The sequence below is a fragment of the Bacillus sp. GW823-FHT06A11 genome (genome assembly GCF_058795355.1).
The window spans coordinates 1,052,162-1,067,885 of sequence record NZ_JBXAHS010000001.1; the positions used below are offsets into that span (position 1 = coordinate 1,052,162).

Here is a 15,724-nt window from a genome sequence, read left to right on the forward strand (position 1 = left end):
AAGTCCTCCTATTTCCCTGATAAGATTTCTTGCTCCATCATATTTACAATACTGAATATTTCGTCTTTTTTAGTTTTTAAGGCTGCCTTATTTACAATCATCCGAGCCGATATAGAGTGCATTTCCTCAAATACAATAAGTCCATTCTCTTGTAATGTTTTTCCTGTTTCAACAATATCTACAATCGCATCTGCCAATCCAAGAAGAGGAGCGATTTCTACAGAACCTTCTATTTTAATAATTTCTACATCCTCTCCCTTATCATGAAAATAAGTAGAAGTAATATGTGGGTATTTCGTAGCAATTCTTTTCTTCCGGTAACTCTTCGGATTATACGTAGGAATAGAAGCAACACAAAACTTACAAATCCCCACTCCTAAATCCAGCATTTCATAAATATCTTTCTCGTTTTCCATTAAAATATCTTTTCCAACGATCCCAATATCAGCTACCCCATGTTCTACATAAGTAGCAACATCAACCGCTTTTACTAAAATAAATGAAACATTTGTATTTTTACTTTGAAATACAAGCTTCCGACCTTTATTTTTGAGATCGGAACAATCAATTCCAATCTGCTCAAAAAGTGGAATGACATGTTTTTCTAACCTTCCTTTCGTTAACGCAATTTGAATGTTACGCATGAAGCCTCTCCTTCTTTCTGGACTACCCATTTCTCATTCCATACATATTCCACTAAATATTCATTCTTTGCCTCAACGACCGTTCCTATTTTATTTTTTCTTGCAAATTGAAAGGTATCGCTTAAATTAGAGAATAGAGATAACCAAGCATTTTTCCCATCCTTTCGAAGTAAATTTCGTAACCTTTCTGCTTCCGCTAATCTATTTAACTCATAATGAATCACAATATCAATTTGATTTCGTTCATATGGTTCTTGCTGCTCTTGCAGCGCCTTCACAATTTGATTTACTTGTACCGCGAGTCCAACAGCTGGCAGCATTTCTCCAAAATTCCCAATTAGCTCATCGTATCTTCCGCCACTAACGATTTCTTCTCCAATTTCATATATATATCCTTTGAAAATAACACCCGTATAGTAATCTAAGTGTTGAATCATGCCCAAATCAATTGATATGTAAGAACCATATCCTAACGTTTCAATTGTTTCATACATTTCTTTTACTCTTGCAATTGCCATTTTCATTTCATTACTTGAAGCAAGCTTTTCTGCCTCCTCAATAACTTCTAAATTTCCAAATAGCCTTGGTAATTTCTCAAGTAATCTTACTGTCTCATCGCATCGATCTAATTTCTTTTCTCCGATAAAATTTGAGAGGGCAGCATAATTTTTACTTTCTATATACGTTCTAAGTACTCTTTCTTCTTCATCATGGATGGAGAGTTTTTTTACAATACATTTATATAACTGTACTTGCCCAATCTCAATTGTAAAAGATTGCACCTTCAACTTTTGAAGTGCTTGAATGACACTTATTACACATTCAATTTCAGCTCTTACATTATCAATCCCGATAACTTCAATACCACTTTGTACGATTTCATTATATTTTCCAGAATGGGATTCATTCGCTCGAAATACATTCCCGCTATACGTCACTTTAAGTGGCGTATCCCATCTCTGTGTTCCAATCACTCTTGCTAAAGGAATTGTCATATCTGGACGTAAAACGATAATCCTTCCCTTTTCATCAAAAAATTTATACATCTTCTCTTCATCTATCGGTCTATTTTGAAATGCAAAAACATCATAAAATTCAATTGTAGGTGTTCTTATTTCCTCATAACCTCTCTCTAAAAAAGTAAGCCTTAATTTTTGCTCCACTTCTTCAATTAACGTACATTCTTCGAATAAATAATCTCTCGTTCCATTCGGGTTCGCCCGTTTCCATTTTGTCATCTAAATTTTCACACCTTTCCCCTTCTAATGTATGCCTATTTCATTCACCTAAGCCGAAAATAAAAAGAGCCTTGTAGACAAAATACCTACAAGGCTCTTCAGTAGAGTGTAGGTACAACGGGAATAACCCTTGTACCTACACGTTTTCACGCTAGGTTCAAGGGTTTCATGTATGATGATGTAGTTGTGTAAGCATTGTAATAGATTTTATTGTATTCATAATACTTACTCCCTTTCTCCTCTGATTTTCACATAGTATATAACAGTTAATTTTGAATGTAAATACATTTTTAATATTCCGTCACTTTTTTAATGTAAAGTCACTTTTCTTTCATACTCTTTTATTTCTTGTTCATATTGCATTGTAATACTAATTTCATCTAAACCATTCAATAACTTCTCTTTCCACATTTTCTCGATTGTAAAATGGAATCTGTGCATATTCGTTATAATTATTTCATTTTCTAAATCAACTGTGATTTGTTCCCTCGCATCTGTTTTTGCAAGTTGTTCACGCATATCTTTGTTCATTACAATCGGTAACATGCCATTCTTCATACAATTCATATAAAAGATATCGGCAAATCCTCCAGCGATAATAACGCGGAAACCATAATCAGCAAGCGCCCATGGAGCATGTTCTCTAGACGAGCCACATCCAAAATTATCACCTGTGATTAATATGCTGGCTCCTTTTCTTTCTTGCGCATTAAGCGGGAAATTAGGGTTTTCTTGGCGATTATTATCATATCGCCACTCATCAAATAAAAACTTCCCAAACCCAGTTCTTTCAATTCTCTTTAAATATTGCTTCGGAATAATTTGATCTGTATCAATGTTATCATTCATCAGTACTGCGGCAGTACCTTTATGAATACGAAATGGCTCCATCATAACTCTCCTTTCTAATATCAACAAAATGACCATGTAACGCAGCCGCTGCCGCCATTGCCGGGCTAACTAAATGCGTTCGTGCTCCCTTTCCTTGTCTTCCTTCAAAATTGCGATTTGACGTAGAGGCACAATGTTCTCCTTCAGGCACTTGATCTGGATTCATACCTAGACACATTGAGCATCCGGGCTCTCTCCATTCAAATCCAGCTTCTTCAAATATGCGATGTAATCCTTTATGCATCGCTGCTTCTCTTACCCTTTGGGATCCAGGTACAACAAGTGCTCGCACACCTTCTTTTACTTTTTTACCTTTCACGACAGATGCAGCAATTTCTAAATCAGAAAGCCTAGAATTTGTACAAGATCCAATGAAAACATGTTGAACTGGAATGTCATACGTACTTTGTCCGGGACTCAACCCCATATAAGAAAACGCTCTTTCGTCATTTGCATCATGCTTTTCTGGCAATTTCTCATCAATCCGAACACCCATACTAGGATTTGTTCCCCATGTAACGTACGGCGCTAAATCCGTAACATCTACTAGAATATGTAAATCATAAGCTGCATCTAAATCTGTATAAAGTTCTGACCATTTTTCCTTAATAGATTCATAGTCTTTCGGCGCATATTTACGCCCTTTTACGTAAGCAACCGTTTTTTCATCTGGTGCAATAATGCCAGCCTTCGCTCCCCCTTCAATTGCCATATTGCAAAGCGTCATCCTCTCTTCCATATCCATAACATGAATGGCCTCTCCGTAAAATTCCATTACGTAACCTGTTCCAACTGCTACTCCGTACTTTGAAAGGAGATGTAAAATAATATCTTTCGCATAAACACCTTGCGGTAACTTTCCTTTTAACTCAATGCCCATCGCTTTCGGCTTTCGTTGCCATAACGTTTGCGTTGCCAATACATGTTCCACTTCACTCGTACCAATACCAAACGCTAGTGCGCCAAAAGCACCGTGTGTTGCTGTATGACTATCACCACAAACAATCGTTTTCCCTGGCTGTGTGAGTCCAAGTTCTGGTCCTATAACATGAACGATCCCTTGCTCTTCATCTCCGATATCCGCTAATGGCACCTGAAATTGTTTACAGTTTTCCCGAAGTGTATCTAGTTGCTGCTTCGCAATGCGATCGGTAATATTCCAAACATCTTTCGTTGGAATATTATGATCCATCGTTGCAAATGTTAAATCTGGTCTGCGGACTGTTCGATTTGTAAGCCGCAAGCCTTCAAAGGCTTGCGGTGACGTTACTTCATGAACAAGATGTAGATCGATATATAATAAATCCAATCCATTTTCATTTGTCGCAACTACATGTCTTTCCCAAAGCTTATCTAGTAACCTTTTCCCCATTATCTTCCTCTCCCTACTAACGCTTGCTCTTCCATTTCTTGAATAACTGCCTTTGTAAACGAAGTTGTCGTTTCAGTCCCCCCGATATCTGCTGTACATTTTCCAGATTTAAGGACTGCAGAAACTGCTTCTTCAATTGCATATCCTTCTCTCGTTAATCCGAACGATTGCCCAAGCATCATTGCAACAGAACGCATCATCGCAATTGGATTCGCCTTATTTTTCCCCGCAATATCCGGTGCTGATCCGTGAATAGGCTCGTATAATGAAGGCCCCTTTTCAGCGTGACTTGCTGATGGAAGCATTCCTAATGATCCAGCTAATACTGAAGCCTCATCACTTAAAATATCACCAAATAAATTTTCCGTTACAATAACGTCAAATCTTCCTGGATTCCGAATTAATTCCATAGCCGCTGCATCTACTAAAATGTGTTCTACTTCCACATTTTGGTAGCGAAGTGCTACTTCTTCTGTCACATTTCTCCATAGTTTACTAGACTCTAAAACATTCGCTTTATCAATAGATGTTACTTTTTTCTTCCGCTTATTTGCTAATTGAAAGGCATACGAAACGATACGTTCAATTTCATGTCGATGATACGTAAGTGTATCTGTCGCCACTTCTTCCGTTCGCTCTTTCGGATAAGAAAAATAAATTCCGCCTGTTAATTCACGAACGACAACGAAATCAATTTCATCAGCATTTTTTAATGGTGATAAATGTGCAGTTGCACTTTCTACCGTTACAGGGCGAACATTCGCAAATACACCGAGTCCTTTTCTTAATGCTAATAATCCTTTCTCAGGCCTTTCTTTCGCACTATCCCACCTTGGTCCACCTACTGCTCCAAGTAAAACCGCATCACTCGCTAAACAGGCGGCAAGTGTTCGCTGTGGTAATGGTTGCCCAGTTAAATCGATAGCAACACCACCAAAGTACTCATCTTGCAAATGAAAATGATGTCCATATAGCCTTTCTACCATATGCAATACTTCCTTCGCACTTTCCATAACTTCTGGACCAACACCATCACCAGCTAAACAAACGATACGTTTTTCCATTTTTAACACTCCTTTTAACTGAATTTTCAGAACTTTGATTTGATAGGTGAGGAAAGCTTCTCTCACCTATCAAATATTTATTTCACAAGCGCTATAAGAGATTTTAATTTCCCTGCTGCATGGACATAAGCTCTCGCCGACGCTTCCAATACGTCTTGCGCAACTCCAAAACCTGATATTTGGTGACTACCTTCTTTTAATTCAACATGAACGTGAGCAAGTGCATCTTGACCTTGTGTAATAGATTGTATGCGATAATCTGCCAATTCACATTCTAATCCTAAAATTCTTTGAATCGCATTGTATATCGCTTCAATACTACCAGAACCAGTGGCTGCATCTTCATATACATTTCCTTCCTCATCCTTCAGCACAACTGTTGCGCATTGTGTACTATTTGATACGAAATGCACTTGTAATTGCGTAATGTTATATTGCTGGGCTGCAAATGCTGCTTCACCAAGCATAATTGCGCGTAAATCTTCCTCAGTAATTTCCTTTTTACGATCCGCCAATTTTTTAAATGCTTCGAATGCCGCATCTCGCTCTTCATTTGTAAATTCATAACCAAGCTCTTTCATTTTTTCCGTAAACGCATGACGGCCAGAATGTTTCCCAAGTACAAAGAGATTTTGAGATTCTCCTATAAGCGCTGGTTCGATAATTTCATAAGTTGTTACTTCTTTTAGAACCCCATCTTGGTGGATGCCTGATTCATGAGCAAATGCATTCGCTCCAACGATTGCTTTATTTTTCGGTACAACCATACCCGTTAACCTGCTTACTAATGTACTCGTTGCCTTAATCTCTTTTAAAGTCATCGAAGGTTCTGCTTTATAAAAATCTTTTCTAATATGAAGAGCAACCGCAACTTCTTCTAACGCTGCATTCCCTGCTCTTTCTCCAATGCCATTAATCGTTCCTTCTACTTGCAATGCTCCGCCTTCAACCGCAGCTAACGAATTTGCTACTGCCATACCAAGATCGTCGTGACAATGACAAGAAAAAATCGCTTTTTCATATGATGGAACGGATTCTTGTAAGTATTTAAAAAGAGAATAATATTCTTCCGGATTCGTATATCCAACTGTATCCGGAATATTAATTACATTCGCTCCTGCGCGAATCGCAGTTTCTACTGCTTCAGCTAAAAATGCTCTCGATGTTCTTGTCGCATCTTCTGCAGAAAATTGTACTGTCGGAAATAATGATTTTCCAAGCGTAACCGAACGATGAATACTATTTAACACATCTTCTTTTGACATACAAAGTTTATATTTCATATGAATATCACTCGTAGCTAGAAATACGTGTAGACGAGGAGATACAGCACCTTTCACAGCTTCATATGCTCTTCGAATGTCACTTTCTTTCGCTCTAGCTAAACTCATAACCGTAGCATTTTGAATTGTATTCGCGATGCGTTTTACCGATTGGAAGTCACCTTCGGAAGCTGCCGCGAATCCAGCTTCCATTACATGAATACCAAGCCTCTCTAATTGCCTAGCAATTTGTAACTTCTCTTGTTCATTTAAATTTACTCCTGGTGATTGTTCGCCATCACGAAGCGTTGTATCCATGAACAAAATCTGCTTCATATTATTTAATCCCTACCTTTACTCGCGGCTGTACGAAAGGCATCATTTCACGTAATTTACGTCCTACTACTTCGATTTCATGTTCATTCTCTTTCTCATTTGTCGCGTGGAAATTTGGTCTTCCTGCTTGATGCTCTGCAATCCAGCCTCTTGCAAATGTACCATCTTGAATTTCTGCTAATACTGCCCCCATCGCTTTCTTCGTATCTTCAGTAACAACACGTGGTCCTGATACGAAGTCTCCCCACTGCGCTGTATCTGAAACTGAATATCTCATATTTTCAAGTCCACCTTCATACATAAGGTCAACGATTAGCTTCAGTTCATGTAAACATTCAAAATATGCAAGTTCAGGCTGGTATCCCGCATCAACTAACGTTTCAAATCCTGCTTTTACAAGTGCAGTCACTCCGCCGCAGAGTACAGCTTGCTCTCCAAATAAATCTGTTTCTGTTTCTTCTTTAAACGTCGTTTCTAATACACCAGCTCTCGTTGCTCCAATTCCGTCAGCATAAGAAAGTGCTTTTTCAGTCGCAACTCCTGTTGCATCTTGATATACTGCAAATAATGCAGGAACAGCCCCTCCCTCGGCGAACGTACGGCGTACGAGATGCCCCGGTCCTTTTGGCGCTACTAGAAATACATCTACATTAGCTGGTGGTTTTACTTGATCAAAGTGAACATTAAATCCATGTGCGAACACGAGAGAGTTTCCAGCCTGTAAATTTGGTGCAATTTCAGCTTCATATACTTCTGGTTGTAATTCATCAGGTAATAGAATCATTACTACATCAGCTTTTTCCGCTGCTTCTGCTACTGTATATACAGAAAACCCATCTTCATTCGCTTTATCCCAAGACTTACCTTTTCTTAAACCTACTACTACATCAAATCCGTTATCACGTAAATTTTGCGCATGCGCATGACCTTGCGAGCCATATCCGATGATTGCTACTTTCTTTTCCTTTAATACATTTACTGTTACATCTTTCTCATAATAAACTTTTGCCATTTTCATTTCCCCCTATATTTAAATGATTATTGAATTAACATAACTTGCTTATCTTGTTTTTTCATACTACGTGTAAATGCTGTTACACCTGTTCTAGCAATTTCTTTTAAACCGTATGGACGAAGTAATTCAATTAACGCTTCTACTTTATCTTGCGTACCTGTTACTTGCACAACTATGGAATCCTTCCCAACATCTATTACAGCGGCTCGAAATGGTTCAATTAAACTATATAATTCTGCCCTCGCTACAGAAGTTGCTACTTTAATAAGAGCAAGCTCTCTAGCAATCATTGCTTCTTCTGTAATATCTGATACTTTCAGAACATCGATTTGCTTATGAAGTTGTTTAATTAACTGCTCAACTTGCTGTTCACTTTCAACGTGTACAACAATCGTCATTCGCGATATATCTGATGATTCTGTATGACCTACTGAAATACTTTCAATATTAAAATGTCTTCGTGTCATAACTCCTGTAATTCGGTTTAACACACCACTTTGATTTCGAACTGTCGCTGTAACAATTCTCTTCACCCTTTTTCCACTCCCTCCATTTGGTGAACACCTTTTCCTGGTGCAACCATCGGCATAACCTTCTCTGATTGAAGTACACGACAATCGATTACGACTGGCTCTTGTAATTCGATCGCATGCTGGATTTGCTTCTTTGCAAGAAGTGGATCGTCAATACGAACACCTTTTATACCATACGCATTCGCAAGAGCGACGAAATCTGGTTGGCATGGCAATAAAGAATGTGAATATCTTTGATTGTAAAATTCATCTTGCCATTGTCTTACCATTCCTAAAGCTTCATTATTTAAAATAAATACTTTAACGGGTAAAGCGTGTTCTTTTAATACACTTAATTCTTGCAGAGTCATTTGAAACCCAGCATCACCAACAATTGCAATAACTAGTTCATCTCGCTTTGCAATTTGCGCACCGATTGCTGCTGGAAATCCGAACCCCATCGTTCCTAATCCGCCAGAAGTTACCCATTTATCTGGATTTTTCAACGGATAGTATTGTGCTGCCCACATTTGATGTTGCCCAACGTCTGTTGTTACAATCGCTTCTCCTTTCGTGATTTCATATAGCATATCAATCGCGTATTGAGGTTTAATACTTTCAGAATTTCGTTTATAAGAGAATGGATACTTTTCTTTTCTACTCTTTAATAAAGAGAGCCATTCATGATGATTTTCTTTCTTTCCTTCTGATTGAAGCAATACTTCTAACGCCCGCTTAGCACTTGCAACAATAGGAATCTCTGTTGGCACATTTTTCCCAATTTCTGCTGGATCAATATCGATATGTGCAACAGTCGCCCCTTTAGCAAAAAAAGCTAAATTCCCAGTAAGACGATCGTCAAATCTCGCACCTATATTAATGAGTAAGTCGCATTCATATAACGCCATATTGGCTGTGTAAGAACCGTGCATTCCCCCCATCCCTAGAAATAGCCCATCATCTGGCGGAAAACCACCAAGTCCAAGTAACGTATGCACAACAGGGATTTCATATTTACGGGCAAAACTTGTCAATTCTTTCGAAGCTTTCGCATGCAGTATACCTGCTCCAGCTAAAATTAACGGTTTTTTTGCGGTTTCAATTGCTTGTAGTAATTTGTTTATTTGAAGTAGATTCGGTTCATAATTAGGGTTATATCCTGGTAAATCCATTTGTACATTGCTACATCGCTCACCTTTCTCGACTACCATATCTTTCGGAAGGTCAATAACGACTGGTCCTGGTCTTCCTGTTTTAGCAATATGAAATGCTTCTTTAATAATTCGAGGTAAATCTGAGGCCTTTCGCACTTGATAGTTATGTTTTGTCACTGGCATCGTAAGTCCCATAATATCCGCCTCTTGAAAAGCATCGCTCCCAATTAACGTTGTTGCTACTTGGCCTGTAAATACAACAAGTGGCAATGAATCAATCATCGCATCCGCTAGACCCGTAATTACATTTGTAGCACCTGGTCCACTCGTTGCAATTACAACCCCTGGGTTCCCTGTAATTCTGGCATACCCTTCAGCAGCGTGAATTGCCCCTTGCTCATGCCTTGTTAAAATATGCGGAATTTCACAATCATACAGTGCATCATAGAGAGGTAAAACGGCACCACCCGGATAACCGAAAATCACTTTTACGCCTTCCTTTTCTAGCGCTTCTAACAATAGCTGTGCACCAGTTGCCAGTTTCTCTTCCGTTTTTGAAGACATTGTTCTTATAAGCCCCCTTTTTCAAACTTTTATACAATAAAAAAATCCTACGTCCACACTCCAGCTATGTGCTGAAGGGACGAAAGATTTCGCGGTACCACCCTTCTTTGCAAGAATACTCTTGCCTCAGTGATCCATAAATGGATCTAGCTAATAACGGAGCTACCGTCTAAGCCTAGACAAATGCTTTAGCTTAGCACTCAAGGGCGATGTTCGTCGACGTGAACCATCGGTTTTCAGCAACCACCGACTCTCTGTGAGGCTTCACAATCAACTACTCCTCCCTATCAACGCTTTCTTATGTTAAAAAAGTTGTTATCCAACTTTATTTTCTTCGTAAATTTTCTCTCCATCTTCTACAACTAACTTACGAAACTCTTCTAATAAACGGTTCGTATGTGGACCTGTTTGCCCTAAGCCAATCGTTCTACCATCTACTGTCGTAACAGCAATAACTTCAGCAGCTGTTCCTGTTAAAAACACTTCATCAGCTACATATACATCATGTCTTGTAAATAACTCTTCTCTTACGTCATATCCAAGTTTTTCGCCGATTTCTAAAATGGCGTTTCGTGTAATACCTTCTAACGCTCCAGCAGAACTTGGTGGTGTAATTAATTTATTTCCTTTAACAATAAACACGTTATCTCCTGAGCCTTCAGCTACATATCCTTGATCATTTAACATAAGTGCTTCTTGTACTCCAGCTAATTTCGCTTCAATACGAACTAAAATATTGTTTAAGTAATTTAAAGATTTTACTTGAGGGGATAAAACATCGGGACGATTTCGGCGCGTTGCAACTGTTACAACTGGAATCCCTTTCTCATAATATTCTTGTGGGAATAAAGATAATTGTTCTGCAATTACTACTACATTCGGCTTCTTACATGAATCGGGATCCAATCCAAGATTTCCTGCTCCTCTTGATACAACAAGGCGAATGTATCCATTAGATAATTTATTTTGTCGAATCGTCTCAACAACAATATTTGTTACTTCATCTAATGAATATGGAATTTCTAAAAGGATTGATTTTGCTGATTCATACAACCGGACAAGATGCTCTCTCAAACGGAAAACATTACCGCTATAAACTCTAATTCCTTCAAACACTCCATCGCCATATAAATAGCCATGATCATATACTGAAACTTTTGCCTCATCTTTTGGAACAAATTCTCCATTTAAGAAAATCCATTGCTCATTCACTAGAAGCGCCTCCTATGTTCTATGAATTTTTTATTGTTTCCTAGTTTACTCTCCTTTCTAAATAAATCAAGTGAATTTTTAGAAAATTTATAATTTTTAATCGTACGTACTTCTTTACTTATATTGATTTAACAACATTGTTAACGTTTACAAAAAGTCAAAAAATTTTTTTCGCCAATTTCCACTAAAAAAATATTTGTTTAAAAGAAGGATTTTCATCAATTGATACGAATCTATTGTATTCAATAAACGGACGTCCGATTTTATAAATCCGGGAATATATAACGACTTTTGCTGAAAAAGGGGGAAAATAACAAAAATAGCGCTGTCTAAAAATAACATTCATATTTTTCATTTCGTAATCATAATCCTATTTTTAAAAAACAATTTGTCAAAATGAAGGAGGAAATAAATATGGCGTGTGTACAAATTAAAGGAACGAGACAAGAGGTAGTAGAAATGCTGCAATTATTTGATCTAATGGATACGAAAGGTTTTTGTAAATTCGATAATTACGTAGAGGTAGAACCAAATACGCAAGAACATAATCATTTTATTGCTTCAATCGACATCCATTCAAATACTTCTTCTGCCCAAGATACATTAAACGATCAATTCGTTAGTCAAATGCTTACTGGCGTATATAACGACTAAACAAAGATTTACTTCCTACCGTCTTTTCATAAATGCAGTGAACTTGAGCATACTAGCAATTAGATGGTAGGAGGTGAGAATTATGGCTAGAATTGGCGTTGAAAACTCATTAACAGACGTTCAACAAGCTCTTCAGCAACAAGGGCATGAAGTTGTTACACTTAACTCAGAACAGGATGCACAAGGGTGTGATTGTTGCGTTGTAACTGGGCAAGATTCTAATGTGATGGGCATTGCAGATGCATCAATTAAAGGATCAGTCATTACAGCTCACGGTTTAACAACGGATGAAATTTGTCAACAAGTTGAAAGTCGCACTTAAAAAATGAAAGAGGACTCCTTTTAAAAGGAGTCCTCTTTTTTATATTCACCTAACGGGAAAGTAACATATACTGGATGAAAGCCCTACCTCTCTCTCATCATTACGGTTCCACTGACCGCTCCTTGATTCACTAGTATACATATATAGCTTACAAATACAATTTATAGGGTTTGTTCACAAAAGTTGTTGATAAAATTACCCGATCTTTCGCAAACTTTTCGTATTGCATTCATAAGAGATATTTACTTTACACTAGCCGTAACCGAGACACGAATTAAAATTATAACACCAATACAATAGCTTGTCAATATTTTTCCGCAAATTAAAAACAGACATTAACGGTTTGTCTGTTTTAGAATGGAGCTTTTTCTTTTATTACATATACAACAAAGCCGCTTACTAACATAAATAAGCCAACTACTAAGTTTTTGATATTAATCATAAATTCCTCTCCCTTATTCCACACATCATATATATTTACATTTCAATTATTCCGATCATCCTAAAGCGCACTTTTTCTAATATATCATAATTCCTAAAAAATGCAAGTTCACTTTTGACGACCATTCACAAATTTATCTACAGTGCTTGGTACAGTATTTAAAGCCTTTTCAATTAAATGTGTACTGCTGTTGAGATGTAATACTTGCACCCCATTAGAACCAACTACTAAAAAAGCTACTGGACTAATAGAAACCCCAGCCCCGCTTCCTCCTCCAAATGGATGCCCTTGCTTGTTCTCTTTATGCTGATTTTGCCCACCGTTATGTTTTTCAGTAATGAAACCCCCTTTAAAATCACTTCCACCAGCTCCAAAACCAAAAGCCACTTGAGATACTGTTAATACAACATTTCCGTCAGCTGTTGAAACCGGGCTCCCAACAATTGTATTTACATCTACCATCTCTTTTAAATTTGTCATTGCCGTTTTCATTAAATTTTCAATTGGATGTTCCATTATGTATTGCACCCTTTCCTCATTATTCCTTTTTATACTTTCCAAAATAGAGGAAGTCATACTAACTTTTCCTATTTCAAGAAAACATTTTCCTCCTTTTAATAGATATTACTGCCCATTAATGCGGGATAAAAAAGAAAAAGAGATACATACTACTATTGAACCTTGTTATGAAAGGAGCCATGACTTTGACTGAGAAATTTGATGATTATAAAAGAAGAGATAGAATAGATAGTGATTATAGTGACTATAAAGAAGAGTATGCCGCTGAGGTTGCACCACAACGCATTGATTATGATTACAATGATAAAGACGATAAAGATGTTGTAAAATCGTCCGCTGCTGGATCAACTGCTGGTTTTATCGCTCTTGCGCTATCTATCTTATCGCTATTTACATTCCCAACACTATTTGGTCTTGTTTCTGTTTTACTCGGTATTTACGCTTATAATCGCGGAGCTACTGTAACTGGCGGTATCGCTGCAGTTGTCGGTGGGATTGCTGCACTTATCGCAATTTTATTCCGAGTAGCACTTATTGGTTTATTGTTCTCCCTTTTCTAAAAAAGAAAAAGGTATCTCGCTTAACGCGGGATACCTTATCCTGTAAACACATCTTCCGATGGATATTTTATTTTTTGTTTTGCTGGTCGCGCTAAAGAGAACACAAGTGTTAATGGTCCAATTAATCCGCAGAACATAACAAACATAATAATACATTTTCCGAATGCCGATAGCTTTGCAGTAATTCCCATCGTTAATCCGACTGTACCAAACGCTGATATTGTCTCAAATAATAATTGAATAAAGCTGAAGTTTTCTGTAAGCATTAATATAAATACCGCTGCAAAAATAAGTATTTGACTGGCAACAGCAATCGCTAAGGCCCTCGTTACTGTCGACATTTTAATTGTACGCTGAAATAAAACAATTTCCTCCTTTTTTCTAAAGAAAGAAAGGACAGATGTAATTAAGATAACAAACGTTGTTAATTTAATTCCTCCACCTGTTGATACACTTCCTGCACCAATAAACATTAAAATCATCGTAAATAATATAGATGATTCTTCCATACCTCCATAGTCAACCGTATTAAATCCAGCTGTCCGCGGGGTAATACCTTGAAAGAAGGAAGCCCATAGTTTTTCATTTAAAGATAAATTCCCTAACGTCTTCACATTATTATATTCCAATACAAAAATTACAATCATTGCTATAACATTTAGCACTACTGTTCCAATAATCATTATTTTTGAGTGAAGTGATAATTTTCGAAAACTGCGACTATACCATATATCAATTAATACGGTAAAACCGAGTCCACCTATTACAATTAAAGAGCAAATCCCAATATTAATAATGGGATCTCCTACATATCTTGTTAAATTATCTGGCCATAAAGCAAAGCCTGCATTATTATAAGATGCAATTACATGAAAAATACTATAGTATAAACCTTTTCCAAAACCAAACTCTGGAATAAAGCGAAACGATAAAAAGATGACCCCAATAAGCTCAATACAAATCGAAAATATAAAGACACGCTTTACTAATTTTACAAGACCACCTATATTTGTTTGATTAAACGCTTCTCCAATTAATAAACGATGGCGTAATCCGATTTTTTTGCCTAATACCCAAACAATTAAAATGGCAATTGTCATAAGACCTAGACCACCTGTTTGAATTAAAAACATAATAACAATTTCGCCAAACATCGTAAATGTACTTGCTGTATCCACTACTCCCAAACCAGTTACGGTCGCTGCTGACGTTGCTGTAAAGAAAGCATCTACCCAACTAATATGTGCTTTCGTTGCGAATGGTAACTTTAATAACAAACCGCCAACCACAATTAAGCAGAAAAAACCTAACGCTAATATTTGTGGTGGGTTTAATCGTATAAGACGATTATACAGCCCTTGTTTTTTTGTTACTTCCATATCACTAACTCCCTTATTAAAGTGAAGCTTTCCCCTCATAAATAAAAAGCTTTTTAAAAGCCCTTAAAGAATTGGGACAAACCTTATATCCTTATAATATAGTTGAGCATAATCCTTTTTTTCATAGATTACAACTTTTATTTATATTCAGACTTCTTTTTCTTTTATGCTGGAAAACTATATATCCTAACTCAATATTGCTAGCAATAACAATTTCATATGTACTATTTTTCAAATCCCCATATCTTTCACTCTATGTTCACATAGAGGTCACATTCACCTTTTATAGTATATGTATCGAAGCTGTTCCTCCCTAATTTATAAGACATTCCCCAGTGTCTTTGAATAGCTTCCATCCCTAATTAAATTGACATAAATTGTCCCCTTCCCTTGACCATCTTATATGTGATGGTCTTATTTTTTTGTCTTTCTATCTTTTATTTAAAACTTCCTATCTCTTTCACTCTATGTTCACACAGAGGTCACACCCACCTTTTATAGTATATATATCGAAGCTGTTCCTCCCTAATTTATAAGACATTCCCCAGTGTCTTTGAATAGCTTCCATCCCTAATTAAATTGAC

At 37.1% G+C, this 15,724-nt stretch carries 16 protein-coding genes and 1 other annotated feature; of the genes, 3 read left to right on the forward strand and 13 right to left on the reverse strand.

What is annotated here, in order from left to right:
* Nucleotides 1-8 precede the first annotated feature (8 nt).
* From hisG to ilvE, 10 genes are all read right to left on the reverse strand, one after another.
* The gene (gene hisG, locus AC1Q8L_RS05205) at nucleotides 9-644 is read right to left on the reverse strand and encodes an ATP phosphoribosyltransferase (RefSeq protein ID WP_001244467.1); all 636 of its coding nucleotides are present in this window, start codon (nucleotides 642-644) and stop codon (nucleotides 9-11) included.
* Nucleotides 620-1,882: an ATP phosphoribosyltransferase regulatory subunit gene (locus AC1Q8L_RS05210; protein WP_000170292.1), complete on the reverse strand. Its 1,263-nt coding sequence runs from the start codon at nucleotides 1,880-1,882 to the stop codon at nucleotides 620-622. Before AC1Q8L_RS05210 ends, hisG begins: the two co-directional genes overlap by 25 nt.
* A gap of 309 nt (nucleotides 1,883-2,191) precedes the next feature.
* Nucleotides 2,192-2,773: a 3-isopropylmalate dehydratase small subunit gene (gene leuD / locus AC1Q8L_RS05215; protein ID WP_000433192.1), complete on the reverse strand. Its 582-nt coding sequence runs from the start codon at nucleotides 2,771-2,773 to the stop codon at nucleotides 2,192-2,194.
* A complete protein-coding gene (gene leuC / locus AC1Q8L_RS05220; RefSeq protein ID WP_000518105.1) occupies nucleotides 2,751-4,145 on the reverse strand; it encodes a 3-isopropylmalate dehydratase large subunit in 1,395 nt (464 codons plus the stop codon). Before leuC ends, leuD begins: the two co-directional genes overlap by 23 nt.
* Nucleotides 4,145-5,209, reverse strand: coding sequence for a 3-isopropylmalate dehydrogenase (leuB, locus tag AC1Q8L_RS05225; RefSeq protein WP_000415379.1), 1,065 nt, complete (start codon nucleotides 5,207-5,209; stop codon nucleotides 4,145-4,147). Before leuB ends, leuC begins: the two co-directional genes overlap by 1 nt.
* A gap of 77 nt (nucleotides 5,210-5,286) precedes the next feature.
* A complete protein-coding gene (gene leuA / locus AC1Q8L_RS05230) occupies nucleotides 5,287-6,807 on the reverse strand; it encodes a 2-isopropylmalate synthase (RefSeq protein ID WP_000809593.1) in 1,521 nt (506 codons plus the stop codon).
* A 1-nt stretch (nucleotide 6,808) separates the two neighbouring features.
* Nucleotides 6,809-7,819, reverse strand: coding sequence for a ketol-acid reductoisomerase (gene ilvC / locus AC1Q8L_RS05235; RefSeq protein WP_001151742.1), 1,011 nt, complete (start codon nucleotides 7,817-7,819; stop codon nucleotides 6,809-6,811).
* A 26-nt stretch (nucleotides 7,820-7,845) separates the two neighbouring features.
* Nucleotides 7,846-8,355, reverse strand: a complete 510-nt coding sequence (gene ilvN, locus AC1Q8L_RS05240) for an acetolactate synthase small subunit (protein ID WP_000822952.1) — start codon at nucleotides 8,353-8,355, stop codon at nucleotides 7,846-7,848.
* Nucleotides 8,352-10,052: an acetolactate synthase large subunit gene (ilvB, locus tag AC1Q8L_RS05245; protein WP_000095868.1), complete on the reverse strand. Its 1,701-nt coding sequence runs from the start codon at nucleotides 10,050-10,052 to the stop codon at nucleotides 8,352-8,354. Before ilvB ends, ilvN begins: the two co-directional genes overlap by 4 nt.
* Before the next feature lie 72 nt (nucleotides 10,053-10,124).
* Nucleotides 10,125-10,352 (reverse strand) — a binding site (T-box leader).
* A gap of 15 nt (nucleotides 10,353-10,367) precedes the next feature.
* Nucleotides 10,368-11,264: a branched-chain-amino-acid transaminase gene (gene ilvE / locus AC1Q8L_RS05250; protein ID WP_001005486.1), complete on the reverse strand. Its 897-nt coding sequence runs from the start codon at nucleotides 11,262-11,264 to the stop codon at nucleotides 10,368-10,370.
* A gap of 414 nt (nucleotides 11,265-11,678) precedes the next feature.
* Between ilvE and AC1Q8L_RS05255 the strand changes: the two genes are divergently transcribed.
* Both AC1Q8L_RS05255 and AC1Q8L_RS05260 read left to right on the forward strand, forming a co-directional pair.
* Nucleotides 11,679-11,918 (forward strand): DUF3911 family protein, encoded by a 240-nt coding sequence (locus tag AC1Q8L_RS05255; RefSeq protein WP_000752514.1) that lies wholly within the window; start codon nucleotides 11,679-11,681, stop codon nucleotides 11,916-11,918.
* An 82-nt stretch (nucleotides 11,919-12,000) separates the two neighbouring features.
* Nucleotides 12,001-12,240 carry a YkuS family protein gene (locus AC1Q8L_RS05260; protein WP_000101021.1) on the forward strand — a complete coding sequence of 80 codons (240 nt, stop codon included), beginning with the start codon at nucleotides 12,001-12,003 and terminating at the stop codon, nucleotides 12,238-12,240.
* Between the two features lie 352 nt (nucleotides 12,241-12,592).
* Here the strand turns inward: AC1Q8L_RS05260 and AC1Q8L_RS05265 are convergent, their stop codons facing one another.
* Together AC1Q8L_RS05265 and ytfJ are read right to left on the reverse strand one after the other, a co-directional pair.
* Entirely contained in the window at nucleotides 12,593-12,682 is a 90-nt protein-coding gene (locus AC1Q8L_RS05265; protein ID WP_000608227.1) for a hypothetical protein, read from the reverse strand.
* Nucleotides 12,683-12,790: 108 nt separating this feature from the next.
* Nucleotides 12,791-13,258 carry a GerW family sporulation protein gene (gene ytfJ / locus AC1Q8L_RS05270; RefSeq protein ID WP_002093915.1) on the reverse strand — a complete coding sequence of 156 codons (468 nt, stop codon included), beginning with the start codon at nucleotides 13,256-13,258 and terminating at the stop codon, nucleotides 12,791-12,793.
* A 128-nt stretch (nucleotides 13,259-13,386) separates the two neighbouring features.
* Between ytfJ and AC1Q8L_RS05275 the strand changes: the two genes are divergently transcribed.
* A complete protein-coding gene (locus AC1Q8L_RS05275) occupies nucleotides 13,387-13,761 on the forward strand; it encodes a hypothetical protein (protein WP_000136549.1) in 375 nt (124 codons plus the stop codon).
* A 35-nt stretch (nucleotides 13,762-13,796) separates the two neighbouring features.
* Here the strand turns inward: AC1Q8L_RS05275 and AC1Q8L_RS05280 are convergent, their stop codons facing one another.
* Nucleotides 13,797-15,140 carry a TrkH family potassium uptake protein gene (locus AC1Q8L_RS05280; protein ID WP_000454115.1) on the reverse strand — a complete coding sequence of 448 codons (1,344 nt, stop codon included), beginning with the start codon at nucleotides 15,138-15,140 and terminating at the stop codon, nucleotides 13,797-13,799.
* Nucleotides 15,141-15,724 lie beyond the last annotated feature (584 nt).